Raw genomic sequence first — 18,582 nt, forward strand, 5'->3', positions numbered from 1 at the left:
AAAACATAAAAGAGATAAAATAAACGCCCGTTAAAATAGCGCTAACCGATTTATTATGTCTTATTAAAAATGTCAATTTGTTTTTACTTTGTAGTCATTGCAGGGTAGTTTTTTAACCAGACCTAGGTTTATAAAAATTTCTTTTGAGTCATATTGATAATAATTAAAGGCACAGTGCATTGGTAACTTAGAGCACATTGTAATCGCTCTACCTTTCTCTTAGTATTGATTGGCTTAGCCTTTATTGACTTAGATCGTATTGAATGAGTATTGATTGATAAAGTCTAAGACTAGAGACGTCAAAATTTAAACAGAAAAAATTCGAATAGATAAAACATAAATAATAAATTAGGTAGAAAAATATGAATCAGTTAAAAAAACCACTACGTATAGATATCGTATCAGACGTGGTTTGCCCTTGGTGTGTTGTCGGCTATCGCCAACTGGCAGCAGCACTAGAGCAGACCAATACTGCCCATGAGATACACTGGCATCCGTTTGAGCTAAACCCTAATATGCCAAGCGATGGTCAAAACATGCGTGAACATATCACAGAAAAATATGGCTCAAGTAAAGCGGAGTCAGACGCCAGCCGCGCCCAAATAACAAAGGTAGGTTCTGATGTCGGCTTTGATTTTAATTTTACTGATGAGCTGCGTATGCACAATACCTTTAATCTGCATCAGCTTTTGCATTGGGCTGAGCAGCAAGGGCGCATGCATGAGTTAAAGCAGGCGTTATTTACCGCGCACTTTACCGATAATAGAAACCTCTCTGATATCACGGTACTTGCGGATATCGCAGCAGAGATTGGGCTGAATCGCGAGGAAGCACTAGCAGTTTTAGAAGACCAACGCTTTGCCAATGATGTACGTGAGGTAGAGCAGCATTGGCAGCGGCAAGGTGTTCAAAGCGTCCCTGCAATCATTTTTAATGAGCAGCACTTGGTTAGCGGCGCGCAAGGCGTAGACAATTATGTCAATATTTTAGAGCAATTAGCCAGTATGCAAGATTAAATCAATATTTTTAGTAGGATTATTTATATGAGCAAAGATAAACTGATGACATTGTCAGATGAGGCGGAAGCCCTCGTTTTAGACGAATTGAGGGTTTATATGAGTGATGAATTCGATGTCGATATCGGTAATCTACCAGCTAAGTTCTTATTGGATTTTATTATCGAAAAGATAGGCCCGCATTTATACAATCAAATGATTGATGATAATGAACCTTGGTTATACGATAGGTTTACAGCCATTTTAGAAGATATGCATAGTTTTAAAAAAGACTAGAACATATTGCTAAGGTGATTTCCTCAAAATTTTGGCATCATAATAAATATATTAAAGCTGCCTTTTCAGCTCAACTTTTAAAATGACTCTGCTAAAATACAAAATGCTGCGTCCATTAGGCGCAGCATTTTTATATTTAAAAAACTAATAATGAGTATTATAGCTTAAGCATCAAAGTGAATAACCGTACGGATACTCTCGCCTTTGTGCATTAAGTCGAAAGCTTCGTTGATATCTTCCAATGGCATAGTGTGGGTAATAAAGTCTTGTAGTGGAATTTCACCAGCAAGATAACGCTCAACATAGCCTGGCAGCTCGCTGCGACCTTTTACACCACCAAATGCCGAACCGCGCCAGACGCGACCGGTCACTAGCTGGAATGGACGAGTAGAAATCTCTTGTCCAGCACCGGCAACACCGATGATGACCGACTCACCCCAACCTTTATGGCAGCACTCAAGCGCTGAACGCATGACATCGACGTTACCGATACATTCAAAAGAATAATCAACACCGCCATCGGTCAATTCAACGATGACATCTTGAATGGGTTGGTCATAATCTTTTGGATTGATGCAATCAGTCGCGCCAAGCTTTCTTGCCAGCTCAAACTTGCTTTCATTAATATCAATGGCAATGATACGGCTGGCTTTTGCCATCGCTGCACCGATGACTGCTGATAGACCAATACCGCCTAAACCAAAGATAGCAACGGTCGCACCCTCTTCGACTTTTGCAGTATTCATGACAGCGCCCATACCCGTAGTGACGCCGCAACCAAGTAAGCAAACTTCTTCTAACGGCGCTTCTTTATTAACTTTCGCTAAAGAAATTTCTGGCAAAACGGTATATTCAGAGAAAGTTGAGCAGCCCATATAATGGTAAATTGGCTGACCATCTTTATAAAAACGGGTGGTGCCATCTGGCATTAAGCCTTTACCTTGGGTCTCGCGTACGGCAGAGCACAAGTTGGTTTTGCCTGAAGTACACATTTTACAGACGCCACATTCTGCCGTGTATAAAGGGATAACATGATCGCCAACCTGCACACTGGTCACGCCTTCGCCAATTTGCTCAACGATACCGCCGCCTTCATGACCCAAAATTGCTGGGAATACGCCTTCTGGATCTTCACCGGATAAGGTAAAAGCATCGGTATGACAAACACCACTGGCTATAATTTTTACCAATACTTCGCCTTTACGTGGCAACATAACATCCACTTCTTCGATAGACAGTGGCTGGTTTGGACCCCAAGCAATGGCGGCTTTAGATTTAATAAATTTATCTGACATCGTTATCTCTCTTTTTTAATGTATTTTATTGGTTATTAAACACAGACCTCTTCAGCTTATCTTGCTTGCCGAATGGAGGCAAGCGACAGTTGTAGCAGTCTGTAAAATATTTAATTTTATGCTGACCATTATAGTTTTTTCTATAAGGATAACAATATGCTATATTTGCAAATATCTTTTACACACTGGTAATAATCATGCGCTGGGATGGGATTAGCGAGTTCGTTTACGTGGCAGAATATGAGAGCTTTACGCGCGCCGCAAAAGAATTGGGCATTTCTACCGCACAAGTCAGTCGTCAAATTAGCGCTTTAGAGAAGCGACTTAATATTAAACTACTCTATCGCACAACGCGCAAAGTATCGCTCACCGAAGAAGGATGTGTGTTTTATCAGCATTGTCGCGGGGTGCTCGATGGCTTAGATGCCGCCGAACAAGCTGTCAGCAATTTACAATCAAAACCGCAAGGTAGGATTAAACTGACCGCGCCTGTGACTTATGGCGAGCAGCAATTGTTGCCGCTGATCAATGATTTTATGGTGCAATATAGCGATATCGAAGTGACGGCTTTTTTAAGCAATCAAAAGATTGACTTGATTGAAGGTGGTTATGATTTAGCAATTCGTATTGGTAAATTAAGCGACTCAACGATGATGGCAAAAAAACTCAGCCATCGCACCAACTTTGTCTGTGCAGCGCCTGCTTATTTGAATAAATACGGCATACCTCATTCTTTGAGCGAACTGAGTCAACATAACTGCTTACTTGGCACGCGTGATTATTGGCACTTTATCGAAACTGATAAAGAAGCGAGTAAAAACGTTACTAGGAAATATGCTCAAAGAGCGTCTAAAGAAAGAAACCTGCGAGTTTCGGGGACGGTGCAATATAACAGTGGTTATAGCCTAGTCGATGCGGCTTTAAAAGGTCTAGGTATTGTGCAGTTACCGGATTATTATGTCAAAAAACACTTAGAATCCGGTCAGCTCATTAGCTTATTGGACAAATATAGAGAACCTGAAGAAGGTATTTGGGCTATCTATCCGCATAACCGTCATTTATCGCCAAAGATTAGACTGCTTGTCGATTATCTAGCAGAGCGTTTGGATTAATGCAGTACGAACAAAGCGTTTTTATCCGTTAATTTAAGTCTTTACTTAGAAAAGTCGGACAGCGCTATTTGTTCATATAACTCTACTTTCAACTTCTTTGCACACTCGATAATCTTTTTACGATTGGCAGGGATAGCACCGTGTTCGATCGCTGTTTCGCGCATTTGTACCGTGACGTCATAGTGAGGATAGCTGGCGTTTCGATGGAATAAGCGCTCATCTACATCAATCAACGCCGCAAACTCATGCAGCTCTTGCAAAGTATCCGCTAGCATATGGCACCACTTATAGCCTTTAAATTCTATCTGCATAAAATCTACATATATCGCCATATAGCAGCTCCTTTTATTCCTTCTATAAAACCCTCTAAAACATTCTATTTACTCTAATACATTGATGGCTAGCTCATCAATGTAGCCTTAGTAAAGGAAGATTGCTGATTAAACAATCATTATTACTATAAATGTTATTTTTAATCTAGAGTGCTAACTGCTTTTAGGAATAGGAAATACTTTGTCATAAACCCAGTTGTAGATAAAGGCATAGATGAGATAAAAAGTCGCCATCGCGATATCCATCTTAAACGCTTCCCAAAGGCTGATATTTAAATACCAGGCGATGACGGGTAGAAACAATAATAACAATCCACCTTCAAATAACAACGCATGTAGCACGCGTATCAGAACTGTTTTTTGCACCGCACCGCGTAACCTGAGCATGGCACGGTCAAACAAAATATTATAAAAGTAGTTCCAAAATGTGGCGACGATAGAGCCGACCAACGCCATAACTCCCATCAGATGTAGCTCAAAACCAAATACTAAGCTTGCTAGGGGGGCAAAGATAAGCAGACCTATAATCTCAAACCCTAAGGCGTGGCGAATCCGGTCTTTTTTGTTACGCATGAAACTTCCTAATTGATTTGTTTATCGACTTACTTTATTTCTTGAATACTCTATATCACTCACATTATTTACGTGCCATTATGTTCTGTTTTTACTGGCTAAGACTTTCAATAACTGCCATTAAAGTAATTCACGCACATTTTTCTTTAGCTGTTTGAGCAATTTTTGGTACTCACTATCACGAGTTTCAAGTGTGCTTAAGCGTCCATAGCGTAGCTGGCGATAGTCTTGTTGAATTTGCACAATTTTTGCTTGAGCAACTTTCGAATCGATAGCTTCTGCCAAGCGCTCAAGCCATGCTAACTGTCCTTCATTTTCTGTGCGCGCTAATGATTTATCACTTTTGCCAATACGCTTTGATAATTGCGCAAGTGGCAAGTCTGCTGGATGCCAGCGTTTGCGGCGACGTTGCCAAATAATAAATACTAAAATAGCCATGACCGTAATAGCACTTATCGCTAACCAAGTAATTTGCTGCATGATTGATCGGATATTAAACCACTTTAATAGCGAGGCTGCTTGCTTGTCCTGATCGTAGCCGACGACGTCTTTTTGCCAATAATAACTGGCTTGGTCTGATAAGCGCCGTAAGGTTTGTAACATTTGATACTGCTGATAGCTGATTTGTGCACTAGTGCCATTACCAAACATGGCTGCCCCTTGCGCTTGTGTCAGTGCATCCATGCCTTGTTCTACCCGCTCAGGCGCTACAAACGCAGTCGGGTCAACACGCACCCAACCTTGACCCTCAAGCCAAACTTCCGTCCAAGCGTGCGCATCCATCTGTCGTACTTCCCAGACATTACCGCTACGACTCAGCTCGCCGCCTTGATAGCCCGCCACTACTCGCGCAGGAATACCCGCTGCCCGTAGCATAAAGGTAAAGCTTGAAGAATAATGCTCACAAAACCCTGCTTTGGTCTTAAATAGAAACTCGTCAATACGGTTAGTATTCAACCGTGGCGGCGACAATGTATAGCGAAAGTCCGTTTGATTAATCCAGCGCTCGATAGCCACCATATAACGAACTGGGTCTGAGCCTGATTGTGCAAAAAGCTGCTGAGCCAGCGCTCGTGCTTGGGGGTTGCCATCTTTGGGAAATTCAAGATTTAGACGCCGCGACTCATCATTCAAAATAGGGTCGATATACATGGGCGCAAATTGCAATACATCGTAGCGCAGCTGCTGGGTAACAGGCTGATCTTTTAATAAGGTAAAGTCTGAGGTAATACTGACATCTTGCTGCTGGGCAAAAGGGTAATCAAGTCCAAATAGCCAGTTTTGCTGCGTAGGCTCTAAGATAATCTGATAGCTATTAGGGGTAGCTTTCGCCTCATCAGGAACAGTGGCAAATGCATTTTCGATCCAAACCGGCGTTTGTAGTTCAGGTCGCCATTGTCGTTGCTGAGGGCTAGGACGCCAAGTAACCCCATCGAAGTCACTAAACACTAAGCCACGCCAATACAGTTGCTGCTGCGGTGGTCGATTGTCTTTAAACTCTACGCGAAAAGCCAGTTCGGTTGACTGTCCCAAATTAGCAAAGTCGCCGGGGGACATGCTGTCAGAAACACCAGTGGTCGCTTGCTGCCCAGATAACTGTACTGACCATAGCGGTGGCAAGCGCGGGAAGAATAAAAACAGCACTACCAACAACGGCAACGCTCCAATACCTAACATCCCTAAGGTACGCAGACGGCCATCACCGCGAGTATTGCCATCGTCATTTAGCGCAATAAACGCCAATAATACAATGACCACCCCCACCATTACCTCTAGCGTTGTGACAATACCTTGATCCATCAGGAACAGCGCCGCCAGTACAAACAACGATAAGTTGAGTACCACATACGCATCACGGCGTTTGTACAATTCCCACAGCTTACTAACAAGACATAGTACTAAAAACGCCACGCCCATATCGAGTCCAAACGCCGTATTATAAGTCAGCCACAGACCTGCTAGCCCTAATAAGAAACCAAGCATTTGCATGCCTTGATAAACACGTTTTAAATGACGACCTTTTTTGAACTTCGCTTTAATACGCGGCAGCTGAGCAGTAATACTAACAACAGCAAAACCCATTAACCATAATGGCAAATGCGCAGCATGAGGTAAAATAACGATAATTTGAGTGATTAACACCCAATAATAGGCTGGCAGTGCCAATAGCTTACGATACCATTTATTATCGGCATCCATACCCGTATGAGCATTGACATTTTGACCCAATGCTAAGCGCTCAAAGCTGGCTGTAGATGCTTCCATAGACGCTTGTATAGATGGCTTCTTAGAGGAGTTTTTGGTTAAGTGTTGAGTGTCATTCATGGTGCTTTTGCCAATCTTAATAAGCAAGCTTGTGCAAAACCATCGCCTTCGCCCATCGCTGCAGCAGACGGCGCCTCATTAGCTAAGCGCATTTTAAATGGCACCCCTAGTTGACCCAGTGTCATCGCACCATACGCTAATTGCGCAAGCTTCTGCTCATGATGTGCCGCTGGCATATCGGCATAATCCAAGGTTTGCTCATGACCGACAGGATCCGCAAAATGCTTGGTAAACATTCCCTGACCTCTCGCTACATGACCCCAAGATACCCGTGCCAGCGACTCACCTTCGATATAATTATCGAGCCGTTCAAAATCATCTTGGCCTTGACGATACTGCCCGCCTAATGGCAAATCCTCTAAGCTTACGGTTGAATACTGGTCTTGCCAGTCAAATACTTCCGGCTTAGGATAAACCCAAGCGGTACGCGAAAAATAGACATAAGACCATGCACGCATAATACCTAGAGGATAAACTGTTTTTATTTTTAGGCGTGGTAATTCAAGCTGACCGCGATTATAGGTTTGAACGGGAAGGTGAATAACATGCTCACCTTGTAGCCGTGTCACCAGTAATGAATAGTGACCGTCAGCGCTAGCTTTGACTTTTTTATTAGCTTTCTTATTCGTTTTTTGGTCAATTTTTTTGTCAGGCTGCTCAAAGCTAAACAACAGCTGCCGCCTTGGTTGTCGGCTCTCACTATTTAGTTGCAAGGTAACCCAAACAGGAGCGCCCGCTTCTACCATCGTCACTTCCAGCAGGCGTACTTGTAGCCCTGAGATATGGGCAAAGGTCACATGAAAACTGATGAGCCAAATACTGATGAGATAAAAACATAAGCCCAATACCAAGTTATTGCCATAGTTGATACCAGCAATAAAAGTAATGATTAATAGCACCGCAAACAGCATACCCTCACGGCTAAAAAAGATATAAACATTACGCAAATTGAGTTTGGCGCTGTCACTTTTGGGCGCGCGCGAAGCAAACCAATGGCTAACTGCTGAAGTGACTGCTACGGTAAAAGCTTTTGGTAAAAGGCTCATAACTACCCTATCCTTACCATAGAATCGAAAATATCATTGGTATACCGCCACTTCAGCCAAAATACGTTGTGCGATAGTCTGCGTTGCTTGTCCACCAGTTATATGCGCTGGTACAAAGCGCTGACCAAGACGGTGGTCCGTGACCGCGGCAAATACTGCTTGGACATCTTCAGGAGTCATCTCCATGTGCCCCGATACATAAGCATAAGCCTGTGCGGCACGCTGTAACGACAATACACCACGCGGTGATAGACCATGGTACTCGTGGCTTGCTCGTGTTTTTGCGACCAGTCTTTGCAGATAGTCTAAAACCACATCCGCGACATAAACTTGCTTGACCCCTTGCTGGGCTAATAAAACCGCCTCTGTATCAAGCACCGCATCCAACTCTTTTAGCAACTCGCGACGATCCCGACCTTTTAAGAGTTCGCGCTCTGCCGCAGGCGATGGATAACCGAGCGACAAACATAATAAGAATCGATCTAACTGCGACTCAGGAAGGGGATATACACCTGCTTGTTGCAATGGATTTTGGGTCGCTATCACAAAGAACGGCTGCGGTAATGGGTAGGTTTGCCCATCTTGGGTCACCTGCCGCTCCTCCATTGCTTCGAGTAAAGCACTTTGCGTCTTAGGACTAGAGCGATTGATCTCATCGGCAAGCAACAGCTGAGTGAAAATAGGACCGCGACGAAACTCAAACTGCAGCTTGCTTTGATCGTAGATACTCATACCTAAAATATCTGCAGGCAGCATATCATTGGTAAATTGTATTCGGCTAAAGCTTAGCCCCAATAACTGTGCCAATCCTTGCGCCAAGGTGGTTTTACCCATACCCGGCAAATCTTGTAACAGTAAATGCCCACCAGCGAAGATGCCACTGAGCGCAAGCTTGACCACCTGTGGTTTATCCAGCACGATTTGATTTAATTGTGCCATTAACTGGGCGATTTTTTGCTGATTATGCCGATAGTCGGTAGCTGCATGGGTCATGGTAAGTTACTGGCTCATTTTTTTAGAGGGATCATGGTGGGAAGTTAATTTGCATTATCTTCAACTACCGGCGCTGCAGCCCGAAGGGTGGACAAATAAGCAATCACATCAGCACGCTCTTTAGCATCAGGCATAGGATCTGCTAGCATCTTTGAATCTGGCATGGTTTTTTCAGCATCGGCGATATACGGGTCAAGTGTCTTAGCATCCCATACCCAACCTGAGGTTTGCAAGCCTTCACTATAAGTATAATCTGCTAGCTCCGCCGCTTGTGCACCATAAATATTCATCAGCTGTGGGCCTTTTTTATTCAGACCTGGGTTCAGCTGATGACACTGACTGCAAGCGTCTTTATATATTAGAGCGCCGTTATCAGCATCACCTTCTGTATATAGTGGCAGCGTAACAGGCGCACGATAATCAGGAGGCGTACGCTCACAAGCAGCAAGCATTAAAACAGCGGCAAATATACCGCCCAATTGATATTTATTAACCATAGACATGTTGTTGTAATCTTTAATTGAGGGGCATTGGCTATGTATGCGTCCACATCAACTATAATGCAATGCAAATAGTGATGGACATACATAGCCGTACGTAGACAATAAATGAATTATTGCTCATGAGAATAAAATAAGATAAAAAAACGGTTTATTAATATTTAAAAAGCGACAGTCAATTCACTTTAAAAGCGAAGCTGTGCTGCTGGTATAAACGGTCTTAAGCTTAAGTCTCGCTAGATACTTTTATGGTATTACTAGGCATTTCTAGATAATAGCCTTGCAGGTAGCGCGCACCCACACTCCATGCAACGGACATGGTCGCAGCATCCTCAATATAAGGCATTAATACATCGACTTTAATCTCATTGGTGCGGACGATAAGCGATTTGACCGTTTCTAGATTGTCTGCTGCATCAATTCCTTCTACATAGCTACGGGCTAAGCGCACCATATCGGGCTGCACAAAATTGGCAAGCTCAATCGACTTCGCAGATGAGCCAAAATTATTGATACCAAGTTGACAGCTCACTTGGTTGAGCGCTGAAAACTGAGATTTCGCCACCGTTAAATGATCGGCGATATCTTTTTCATTGAACTGTAACGTCAAGGCGCCAGCTTTACCACCGACTGCATTGATCAACTGACTGGCGACACTGGGTAGCTTTTTATCAATCAAGGAAGCACTGGTCAACTGTACTAGCAACCGCGCTTCAGGATGTGATTTACGTACTTCATTGATTTTTTTACAGGCGTTAATCAGTATCCAGCGGTCAATTTTTTCAAGCAGTTCGTGGGATTTGGCAACCGCCATAAACTGGTCGGGAGTCAATACGGTATTGTCCGCATCGGCCAGTGGTAGCTGTAGATAAACTTCAAATAAGTCGCTACGATCATTATTAATGTCATATATTGGCTGGAATAACAACTCAAAGCGATTATTGGTGATCGCATCGACCAGAGATTCTGCAAGCGCATGATCGTCACTATTGGCGTGTTCGCTAGCATCGTACAGATGATACTTGCCACCATGATTGGATGTCTCAATCATAATTTGACTGATGGCATCCATCGCACGCTCAAGCAATACTCTTGGCTCAGGGGTGTTTTTTTCAATTTTAACGATAGCAATACTTGCCGTAGTATTGGTTGTACGCTTATCAACTTCGATAAACATCTTACTGATATTCAAACCAATTTGTTCAGCCAGCTGTTCAAGCTCTGCCGTTGTTCGATTTTCTACTAAGATGGTAAATGCGGTATCACTAAAACGACTCACATGACCATCTGCCACGAGCTCATCTAACGCTTGAGCGACTTGTTTAACCGTGCTATCAATGCCTTGCAGACCCAGGCTGCTTCTAATTTTACCAATATTATCGAGCTGAACATATAAAAGACCCGCCGTCAAAGAGCCCAGTCTTGCTTGCTGATATAATTCTGTCAGCTGCTCTTCAAAGCCGCGGCGGTTATCAATGCCTGTTAAACTGTCTTTACGCTCAGCCTCAGCCAAACGTTTGGCAACGTCAGCGCTGTTACTGTGATTTTGTTGAATGATAATCTGGGTAACCGGTTCGCCATCTAGTGTCGCGACGGCCAACTGTAGCTTTGCTTCAAACGTACTACCGTCAGTACGCCGACTCTCAAAATTAAACTCTACGTCTTTACGGCTGCCTTTATCAAATTGACGTAAAAACTGTTTAAAGCCTTTGACGTTGTCGCCACCTGCAATCAAATCAATAATAGGTATGCCAATGATGTCGTTCATTGCCTCAAAACCAAATAACTGCAGATACGGATCATTGGCGAAAATATGAATACCTTGATCGATATAAGCGACTGCACTTTTGGAGTTTTTAATCAGTACATTTGCCCGTTGCTCTGCCTCAGACAGCACATGACGCAAGGCTTTAAGTTGGCGGCGACTACGTAAATTATCATGCTGCAAACAAATTGCCATGACGACAGGCATCTCTTGGTTAACGCAAAGTGCTTTGACCATCGTGCCACTCACGACAGCAGGAAGCCCTTCCTCATTATGCGCGGTGGCTGCCGTTTCTTTGTTCATCAAGCAAATTAAAGGTAAATCAATACTTTGTTCTTGGATAATGCCAACCACATCAGTAAAGCTCATATCGTACGCTTGACCAAAAACCAACACATCCCATGACTGTCGCAGCGATTTTAACAACTCGTCTTTATCATCCAAAAAACCTAAGTTTACACTGTCATAGTACGAACCTAACAAGTGTACGAGTCGCTCAGCATAAAGCTGGTCGTCATCGATAACCAATAAGTTTAAGATGGACTGAGTACGCATAGAAAGCCTTTTTAATCTGATAAAATGATTTAATGGGTCGTCGCATGGCGGCAGCCAATACACAAAAGAACAACAGCGTCGCCATTATAAACAATAATTTAACCGACTGCTGCTTAACTTACAATGGCAATTATTAAATAATATGAATCAATGATGATGCTTTAAAGCGCCAGTTAAATTTATATGGTCGCGCCTATACTTATACCTGCACATTGGTAGCGATGAAATTTATATCAATTAAGCTTGCACCACTTCGTATTGACTAAACTCATCAGTCGTCATTAAGCTGCGTATTAAGCGCAAAGATTTTTGTTTATCATTGATACGCATCGTCACTTTATCACCCGTCTGGAAACGAGAGGTCGGTAATAATAAACTATCAGCAGTTTGTAGACACTCATCGCCTCCGACGATGAACGCTGGCACAAAATGCCGACTGCGAGCCCCTCTATCCTGTAGACGAATCCCGCAGGCGATGAGCTTGTGCCCAAGGACTTGCCATTCCAGCTCGGGTTTTTCGGTATCCAAAGTGAGCCAGCGCACGACCCCAACTGACCAATTAGGAGAGTTAGAAATATCAGGACGACATAATAGAAAAAGACTCATTAGTCGTAATGGTGGCGGTGTGATAGAAACAAGCATGTCATTTTCATCACTAAAATTCGGCTCATCTGAATCAGATAGCAGGCGTAGCGTACGAAAGTGCGACAACTCATTATCACGATCAAAAATTTCGACCGCCACCTCTTTACTGGCAGATTGCTTTTTCGGCAAAGTATCATAGCGAGGCTGCTGATGTTTTGGCAGCGTTTTAGCTTCAATCAGGCTTGTTAGGCTCTGTGCGTTACTAATACGGTAATGAATCTCATTAAACCCAGTCATTACCTGCGCATTTTGTTTTGCACTATATTTAATAGGTAGCGTGAGCTTTGGTTGAATATAACGATAGCTTAACGCCATCGAGATATGATTAGTTAAACAATACTCCACCCCGACTCTACCTACATCGCTTAATTCTTCAATACGCGATTTTAAATAGCTAATCATAGGCGCAAGTTCTATAAACAAGCACGCATGATGCGCGTCGTAAGGGTTAATACTAGAATGGGCAGTCAAATAAGTCGGCGGCTCTTTACTATACAAATTTACAAACACTCGTGTTGCCGTACGCGGCTCTATGGTTGCGACCAGATGTTCATTCCACTGCGGTAGTAAACGCTGTACCAATAAAACATGAGGCCGACGCATCGCTCGTACATTTAATAAGCTGTGCAAGCATATTTGACAATATAATTGATGGACAGTATCAGCGCGATTAGTCACAATATGGACACTCAAATCGGTATCAACTGCCTGCTGCTGATAAGCCACGCGGTATAGCTGATTTATGTTAGACCATATATATGGCAATGGCTGTTGATAGCACAGTGCATCTTCAAACAGCAATTTTTGATACATCAGTAGCGTTTGATAAATGGCAATAGCTAAGGTGATAGGCGACGATCTTTCGCTGGTAAAATAGCGCTGCCAAAGACTGCTTGAAGGTTGCTGCTGCTTGTCATTTAAAAAAGCAGTTTCCCGATGTATGATACCGTTGAACGCCATAACTATTAAATAATACAGCGACTTAACTTGAGCAACATAACCAAGTTGAGCGACATTAAAAGCTTTTGTCTCATAGATATAATACTGGCGTAACGTTGCAATCAATTGATTGGCAGCGTCAATCACAATACTGGTTAATGTCAAACGTTGCCGATCATCTATATTAGCCACACGCAACTCGGCCAGCACTCGTTCTATTTGCTCTGCTTGCTGCGCTTCTGTTTGCGCGGGCAGTAGTGCCACCCATTTACGCAGGTGCGGCTCATTGCTGCTCACAGAGTCATTTAACGTCTGCACCAAGGGTGTATTAGCTGCTAAAAACTCTTGGAACGTTGATAAATTTACCATTACTATCCTTAGTAATTGCACAAATTATTCATAGGTGTGTACAGATTCATTCTTAAATATGAATATTAACCTCATACATGACCATTCACTGCCCTATTTATGCTTGGTTAATTAGGCATTATTGATTAGATTCTTTTAGTCGTTCTTTGTTTACTAAAATTCTCAATACACCATATTGCCCACTTTACATAGCGTTGTAAATATTAATCGGCACCTTAAAAGGTTTGTTTGGCAACTCTCTGACCAATTTAGGCACTAGATAGCCGGGCAATTCTGCCAATAATGACCAATAAAGCTCAATTGCTGCTCGCTCATCATTATCAAAGTGGGCAGCGCCTGCTACTTTATCTAATACATGTAAATAATAAGGCAGTACCCCCGCCGCGAACAAGCGCTGACTTAATGCCGTTTGTGCAGCAACGCTATCATTGATACCTTTTAAAAGTACCGCTTGATTTAATAAGGTGATTCCAGCAGCGCGAGCACGCTGCAAATACTCTGCGGTGAGCGCGTCTATCTCATTGGCATGATTACAGTGAATCACCATGACGATTTGACAGCGACTTTGTGATAAACGCTCTAATAGCGCATCGTCCAGCCTTGCTGGAATCACCAATGGCAGACGGGTATGTATCCGAATGGTTGTCAGTTGCGCAATCGCCTCCAAAGTCTCTAGCCAAGCAAATAGACGTCTATTGGTCACATTTAACGGATCACCACCACTCAAAATTACCTCGTTAATCTCAGGATGGGTACTAATATAATCGATGATGCTTTGTTTTGCGGAGGCGGTTGGCATATTGGCACTATAGTCAAAATGCTGACGAAAGCAGTAACGACAATGAATCGCACAAGCGCCAGTAATCGTTAACAACACTCTTGATTGATACTTATGCAGTAAGCCTTTGACCGGATTATGGGCGTTTTCCGCTAACGGATCTGCCACATAGCCGGTGACTGCGATTTGCTCTTTTTGATTGGGCAATACTTGTCTTAACAAAGGATCATTACGATCACCGACTGTCATTTTTGCCACAAAAGCACGCGGCACTCGCAGCTCAAAATGTTCCGGTACATAGACTTCTGCGCGTAGTGATTCAAGCTTTAATATGTCAAGCAGCTCATCAATAGAGGTGATGGCTTCGGATAATTGCGTTTGCCAGTTTTTTTGTGTGATTAAATGGTTTATCATGACAACCTAATACCTGTAGCCAAAAGTCGATATTATACGCTCTTAGTGCGTAGCCTATCAAAGCATACAACCTATCCTTTAAACACTGAGGGAGATAAGGACTTTTAGCACTACTTTATCACTACAAGTTTAATATCCAATTCTTAGTGACAATACTTATAATCCTTACTCATAAACCTTTATTCATAAACACTTATTCATAAACACTTAGGAGTCTTCCGTGGCAAGTTTTTCTACCAATGAATTTAAAGCTGGTCTCAAAGTCATGCTTGATGGCAATCCTTACTCCATCCTCGAAAATGAGTTCGTCAAACCAGGTAAAGGACAAGCCTTTAACCGCGTAAAAATGCGCAATCTACGCAGTGGCAGACAGCTCGAGCAGACTTTCAAATCAGGCGAGAGCTTAGAGGCGGCAGATGTTATAGATACTGAGATGAACTATCTGTACAACGATGGTGAGTTTTGGCACTTTATGCACCCTGAGAGTTTTGAGCAGCTGCAAGCAGACAAAACGGCTGTTAGTGATGCGGTAAAATGGTTAAAAGACAACAGTAACGCCTTATGTGTGATTACTTTGTTTAATGGTGTACCGTTATCAATTACTCCGCCGAACTTCGTTGAGTTGCAAATTACCGAAACGGATCCTGGCTTACGCGGCGATACCTCAGGTGGCGGCGGCAAACCTGCAACGTTAGAAACGGGTGCCGTGGTTCGTGTACCATTATTTGTACAGCAAGGTGAAATAGTCCGTGTCGATACCCGTACCGGTGATTACCAAACGCGCGTCAGCTGATAGCTTTTATTCATTATCAGATTAGTAAAAAAGCTTAACCACTCATAGAATGGTTAAGCTTTTTTAATGGTTTATGGTTGGCTATTTTAAACAGTAATCTACTGTTCTGACGATCGCTTATGCATCAGCCAATACTGTACCAACGCATTGAGTTGCTCTTGCTTAAAGGGCTTAGTGCAATAATCTTGCATACCAACATCGAGGTATTTTTTGCGTTCGCCATCCATCGCATTGGCGGTTAAAGCGATAATTGGTGGTAATTTTTGCGGATCATAAAGCTCATGCAGTTTAATGGTTGCCTGTACGCCATCCATAATTGGCATATGATGATCCATCAAAATGACATCATAAAGCTCAGGATGCAAGGCAAAAATTTCGATCGCTTGTTGCCCATCAGTCACATGAGTGACGGTATGACCGCTATTATTGAGTGCTTTTTTGGCAATCATGGCGTTGACACTATCATCTTCGACCAATAGGATATGACCGATAAGCTCGTCACTAGGTATTGTCATGGTAAAGTCATTAGAATCTTGCCATGTCTCATAGCTTTCCTCATCAATAGGTGGCAATGGTAATAATACCCTAAAAGTAGTACCGAAACCGACCGTACTATCTACTTCAATATAGCCACCCATTAAACCAACCAAAGATTTACAAACAGACAATCCGAGTCCTGTACCACCATAAAGGCGATGGGTAGATTTATCTGCTTGATCATAAGCATCAAATATCGCATCCAATGACTCCGGCTTAATACCTACACCCGTATCTGTGACCTCAATACACAGCGTCATATCTTTATGAGCAACAAAATTAACATCATCAGCCACGCCATAAATGCCGTGCTCTACGCTACTGTTTTGACCTTCTATAGCATTTTGAGCCATAGCATGATGACAATCATCGCTATCTTCACAAGGATTGTTTCGCATATGCTTAACATCAATCGTCACGCGACCGCCTTCACGGGTAAATTTAATGGCATTATTAACCAAATTTACCATGACTTGTTTGAGCCGTACCGGATCCCCTTTGACATAAGGCGATAATGATTCGGTATAATGATAATCTAGAATTAAGCTACGCTGACGGGCTTTGATCGCAAATAAGCTCACCACCTCATTACATAAACTCGATAAGTTCATCGGAATAGAATCGATGGTCATTTTGCCCGCTTCGACTTTCGATAAATCTAAAATACCGTTGATAATGGCGAGCAAATGCTCGTTTGAGACTTTTATATTATGGACATACTCTTGTTGTTCAGCGCTAAGCTCAGTTTCACTTAACATCTCAACCATACCAATAATGCCATTCATTGGCGTCCGTATTTCATGGCTCATATTGGCCAAAAACTCTGATTTCATCTCATTGGCGTGCTTAGCATTACGTTGCTGATCTTGTAGTTGTAAAGCATCGGCAGCCATCACCGCAAACTGCGCTAATATTTTTTCTTGCTCGTCACTAAAGTCATGATGAGGTTGCATATCCATCAAACACAGAGAGCCCAAACGATAGGTTTTACCATCTTCTTGCATGATGATGGGAGCGCCGGCATAAAACCTCAGATGAGGTGACTCTGTAATCAATGGGTTTTGGCTAAAACGGCTGTCTTTGGCTAAATCTGATACCACAAAAACCTCATCAGAGAGCACCGTATAATTACAAATAGCAACTTTGCGCACCGTCGTACAAACACCGCCAAGTCCATGGACAGATTTTAGATACTGAGTTTCCTCATCCATAAAGGTAATAGCAACCACAGGCATATTAAAAAACAGTTTCGCCAGCTGCGTTAAGCGCGCAAAAGCAGGCTCTTCATTAGTATTGAGTACCTGATATTTTTTAAGCTTATTGATACGCTCAACTTCATCTATTGCGATGGGATAACTATTCTCTAGCAAGTTGGATGTAGACAAGATGGACTCCATTAATTCATATCAGACGCTTGGCTTAACAGCCGCCTGCTTGAGCAATAATTGTAATGCTTCACTCACCATAAGCATTGCTACTACCGAGGTGACGACTACGGCTGAACCATAACCACCACAGTGTAAACCACCTGTCTGAGCGCTTTTGTCTACCCGCGGTGGTTCTATCGAATAGACACACTTGATACCAAATTTTTCTTTTAAAGCACTATTAATGCCTTTTTCATGGCGTAACTTATTACGTAGTTTAGCAAGTAGTGGATCTTGATAGCTATCGCGTAAATCGCCGATTCTAATTTGGCTCGGATCTATCTTACCGCCCGCCCCACCTGCACAGACCAGTTTTAATTTGTTAAAGCGGCAATGCAGCGCAATGGCAAGTTTGGCATTCATATCATCAACACAATCTAAAATTACAATCGGACTGTTTTGCGCAGCCGCCTTGGCTTCCTCACGACTGGGTAATAGTGTGGCTACATTTTCAACGGTCAAAAAGTCATCAATCAAATGCAGCGTTACTTTTGGATTGATCTCACGAATACGCGTCGCCATCGCCGCAATCTTACTTTGCCCAAAAGTGCTATCTAAAGCAGGCAACTGCCGATTGACGTTAGAGGCAACCAATATATCCAAATCAATCAACGTAATGTTACCCACTGCCGTGCGAGCCAAGGCTTCTGCTGCCCAAGAACCTACCCCGCCAACACCAATCACATAAACATGCGCTGCGGCAAATGTATCCACTGCTGAAACGCCATACAGCGTCTTTGTGCCTTTAAAGCGGCGCTCATATTGCTCATCTGCATCATCAGCAATCTGTGATTCTTCAATATCAGATTGCTGTTGTACAATAGCATTCGGCTGGTTAATGGTTTGCTGCCATTGCATCTCTTCAGTCATAACAGGTTAAAGACTCTTTTAA

16 protein-coding genes are annotated in these 18,582 nt (G+C 42.9%); 4 read left to right on the forward strand and 12 right to left on the reverse strand.

Annotated elements, in window-relative coordinates; genetic code table 11:
• Nucleotides 1-362 precede the first annotated feature (362 nt).
• The gene (locus CAN34_RS01810; RefSeq protein ID WP_089554180.1) at nucleotides 363-1,016 is read left to right on the forward strand and encodes a DsbA family protein; all 654 of its coding nucleotides are present in this window, start codon (nucleotides 363-365) and stop codon (nucleotides 1,014-1,016) included.
• Between the two features lie 27 nt (nucleotides 1,017-1,043).
• A complete protein-coding gene (locus CAN34_RS01815) occupies nucleotides 1,044-1,292 on the forward strand; it encodes a DUF2164 domain-containing protein (protein ID WP_089554181.1) in 249 nt (82 codons plus the stop codon).
• 164 nt (nucleotides 1,293-1,456) lie between these two features.
• Here the strand turns inward: CAN34_RS01815 and CAN34_RS01820 are convergent, their stop codons facing one another.
• Nucleotides 1,457-2,587: an S-(hydroxymethyl)glutathione dehydrogenase/class III alcohol dehydrogenase gene (locus tag CAN34_RS01820; RefSeq protein WP_089554182.1), complete on the reverse strand. Its 1,131-nt coding sequence runs from the start codon at nucleotides 2,585-2,587 to the stop codon at nucleotides 1,457-1,459.
• Between the two features lie 197 nt (nucleotides 2,588-2,784).
• Between CAN34_RS01820 and CAN34_RS01825 the strand changes: the two genes are divergently transcribed.
• The gene (locus tag CAN34_RS01825; protein ID WP_089554183.1) at nucleotides 2,785-3,699 is read left to right on the forward strand and encodes a LysR family transcriptional regulator; all 915 of its coding nucleotides are present in this window, start codon (nucleotides 2,785-2,787) and stop codon (nucleotides 3,697-3,699) included.
• A gap of 41 nt (nucleotides 3,700-3,740) precedes the next feature.
• Here CAN34_RS01825 and CAN34_RS01830 read toward each other — a convergent pair whose 3' ends face one another.
• From CAN34_RS01830 to epmB, 9 genes are all read right to left on the reverse strand, one after another.
• The gene (locus CAN34_RS01830; protein ID WP_089554184.1) at nucleotides 3,741-4,031 is read right to left on the reverse strand and encodes a DUF4031 domain-containing protein; all 291 of its coding nucleotides are present in this window, start codon (nucleotides 4,029-4,031) and stop codon (nucleotides 3,741-3,743) included.
• 153 nt (nucleotides 4,032-4,184) lie between these two features.
• Nucleotides 4,185-4,604 (reverse strand): PACE efflux transporter, encoded by a 420-nt coding sequence (locus CAN34_RS01835; protein WP_089554185.1) that lies wholly within the window; start codon nucleotides 4,602-4,604, stop codon nucleotides 4,185-4,187.
• A gap of 120 nt (nucleotides 4,605-4,724) precedes the next feature.
• Nucleotides 4,725-6,929 (reverse strand): DUF3488 and transglutaminase-like domain-containing protein, encoded by a 2,205-nt coding sequence (locus tag CAN34_RS01840; RefSeq protein WP_089554186.1) that lies wholly within the window; start codon nucleotides 6,927-6,929, stop codon nucleotides 4,725-4,727.
• Nucleotides 6,926-7,975, reverse strand: a complete 1,050-nt coding sequence (locus tag CAN34_RS01845) for a hypothetical protein (protein WP_089554187.1) — start codon at nucleotides 7,973-7,975, stop codon at nucleotides 6,926-6,928. Before CAN34_RS01845 ends, CAN34_RS01840 begins: the two co-directional genes overlap by 4 nt.
• 33 nt (nucleotides 7,976-8,008) lie before the next feature.
• On the reverse strand, nucleotides 8,009-8,968 hold the full coding sequence (locus tag CAN34_RS01850; protein WP_089554188.1) for a MoxR family ATPase: 960 nt from the start codon (nucleotides 8,966-8,968) through the stop codon (nucleotides 8,009-8,011).
• Nucleotides 8,969-9,012: 44 nt separating this feature from the next.
• On the reverse strand, nucleotides 9,013-9,471 hold the full coding sequence (locus CAN34_RS01855) for a cytochrome c family protein (protein WP_089554189.1): 459 nt from the start codon (nucleotides 9,469-9,471) through the stop codon (nucleotides 9,013-9,015).
• Between the two features lie 223 nt (nucleotides 9,472-9,694).
• The gene (locus CAN34_RS01860; protein ID WP_089554190.1) at nucleotides 9,695-11,788 is read right to left on the reverse strand and encodes an EAL domain-containing protein; all 2,094 of its coding nucleotides are present in this window, start codon (nucleotides 11,786-11,788) and stop codon (nucleotides 9,695-9,697) included.
• Between the two features lie 237 nt (nucleotides 11,789-12,025).
• The gene (locus tag CAN34_RS01865; protein WP_089554191.1) at nucleotides 12,026-13,741 is read right to left on the reverse strand and encodes a hypothetical protein; all 1,716 of its coding nucleotides are present in this window, start codon (nucleotides 13,739-13,741) and stop codon (nucleotides 12,026-12,028) included.
• 184 nt (nucleotides 13,742-13,925) lie between these two features.
• Nucleotides 13,926-14,933 (reverse strand): EF-P beta-lysylation protein EpmB, encoded by a 1,008-nt coding sequence (epmB, locus tag CAN34_RS01870; protein WP_089554192.1) that lies wholly within the window; start codon nucleotides 14,931-14,933, stop codon nucleotides 13,926-13,928.
• Nucleotides 14,934-15,153: 220 nt separating this feature from the next.
• On the opposite strand from epmB, the gene efp reads away from it, so the two are divergent.
• Nucleotides 15,154-15,726: an elongation factor P gene (gene efp, locus CAN34_RS01875; RefSeq protein WP_079692445.1), complete on the forward strand. Its 573-nt coding sequence runs from the start codon at nucleotides 15,154-15,156 to the stop codon at nucleotides 15,724-15,726.
• A 98-nt stretch (nucleotides 15,727-15,824) separates the two neighbouring features.
• On the opposite strand, the gene CAN34_RS01880 is transcribed toward efp, so the two are convergent.
• On the reverse strand, nucleotides 15,825-17,648 hold the full coding sequence (locus tag CAN34_RS01880) for a GAF domain-containing hybrid sensor histidine kinase/response regulator (RefSeq protein WP_254423048.1): 1,824 nt from the start codon (nucleotides 17,646-17,648) through the stop codon (nucleotides 15,825-15,827).
• 21 nt (nucleotides 17,649-17,669) lie between these two features.
• The gene (locus CAN34_RS01885; RefSeq protein WP_089554194.1) at nucleotides 17,670-18,560 is read right to left on the reverse strand and encodes a ThiF family adenylyltransferase; all 891 of its coding nucleotides are present in this window, start codon (nucleotides 18,558-18,560) and stop codon (nucleotides 17,670-17,672) included.
• Nucleotides 18,561-18,582: the final 22 nt, after the last annotated feature.

It is taken from the genome of Psychrobacter sp. DAB_AL32B, assembly GCF_002224105.1.
In the GTDB taxonomy this organism is placed as follows: domain Bacteria; phylum Pseudomonadota; class Gammaproteobacteria; order Pseudomonadales; family Moraxellaceae; genus Psychrobacter.

Bases quoted from the DNA above. Each gene is read 5' to 3' on its own strand.
- CAN34_RS01810 (WP_089554180.1), top strand. From the start codon at position 363: ATGAATCAGTTAAAAAAACCACTACGTATAGATATCGTATCAGACGTG.
- CAN34_RS01815 (WP_089554181.1), top strand. From the start codon at position 1,044: ATGAGCAAAGATAAACTGATGACATTGTCAGATGAGGCGGAAGCCCTC.
- CAN34_RS01820 (WP_089554182.1), bottom strand. From the start codon at position 2,587: ATGTCAGATAAATTTATTAAATCTAAAGCCGCCATTGCTTGGGGTCCA.
- CAN34_RS01825 (WP_089554183.1), top strand. From the start codon at position 2,785: ATGCGCTGGGATGGGATTAGCGAGTTCGTTTACGTGGCAGAATATGAG.
- CAN34_RS01830 (WP_089554184.1), bottom strand. From the start codon at position 4,031: ATGGCGATATATGTAGATTTTATGCAGATAGAATTTAAAGGCTATAAG.
- CAN34_RS01835 (WP_089554185.1), bottom strand. From the start codon at position 4,604: ATGCGTAACAAAAAAGACCGGATTCGCCACGCCTTAGGGTTTGAGATT.
- CAN34_RS01840 (WP_089554186.1), bottom strand. From the start codon at position 6,929: ATGAATGACACTCAACACTTAACCAAAAACTCCTCTAAGAAGCCATCT.
- CAN34_RS01845 (WP_089554187.1), bottom strand. From the start codon at position 7,975: ATGAGCCTTTTACCAAAAGCTTTTACCGTAGCAGTCACTTCAGCAGTT.
- CAN34_RS01850 (WP_089554188.1), bottom strand. From the start codon at position 8,968: ATGACCCATGCAGCTACCGACTATCGGCATAATCAGCAAAAAATCGCC.
- CAN34_RS01855 (WP_089554189.1), bottom strand. From the start codon at position 9,471: ATGTCTATGGTTAATAAATATCAATTGGGCGGTATATTTGCCGCTGTT.
- CAN34_RS01860 (WP_089554190.1), bottom strand. From the start codon at position 11,788: ATGCGTACTCAGTCCATCTTAAACTTATTGGTTATCGATGACGACCAG.
- CAN34_RS01865 (WP_089554191.1), bottom strand. From the start codon at position 13,741: ATGGTAAATTTATCAACGTTCCAAGAGTTTTTAGCAGCTAATACACCC.
- epmB (WP_089554192.1), bottom strand. From the start codon at position 14,933: ATGATAAACCATTTAATCACACAAAAAAACTGGCAAACGCAATTATCC.
- CAN34_RS01885 (WP_089554194.1), bottom strand. From the start codon at position 18,560: ATGACTGAAGAGATGCAATGGCAGCAAACCATTAACCAGCCGAATGCT.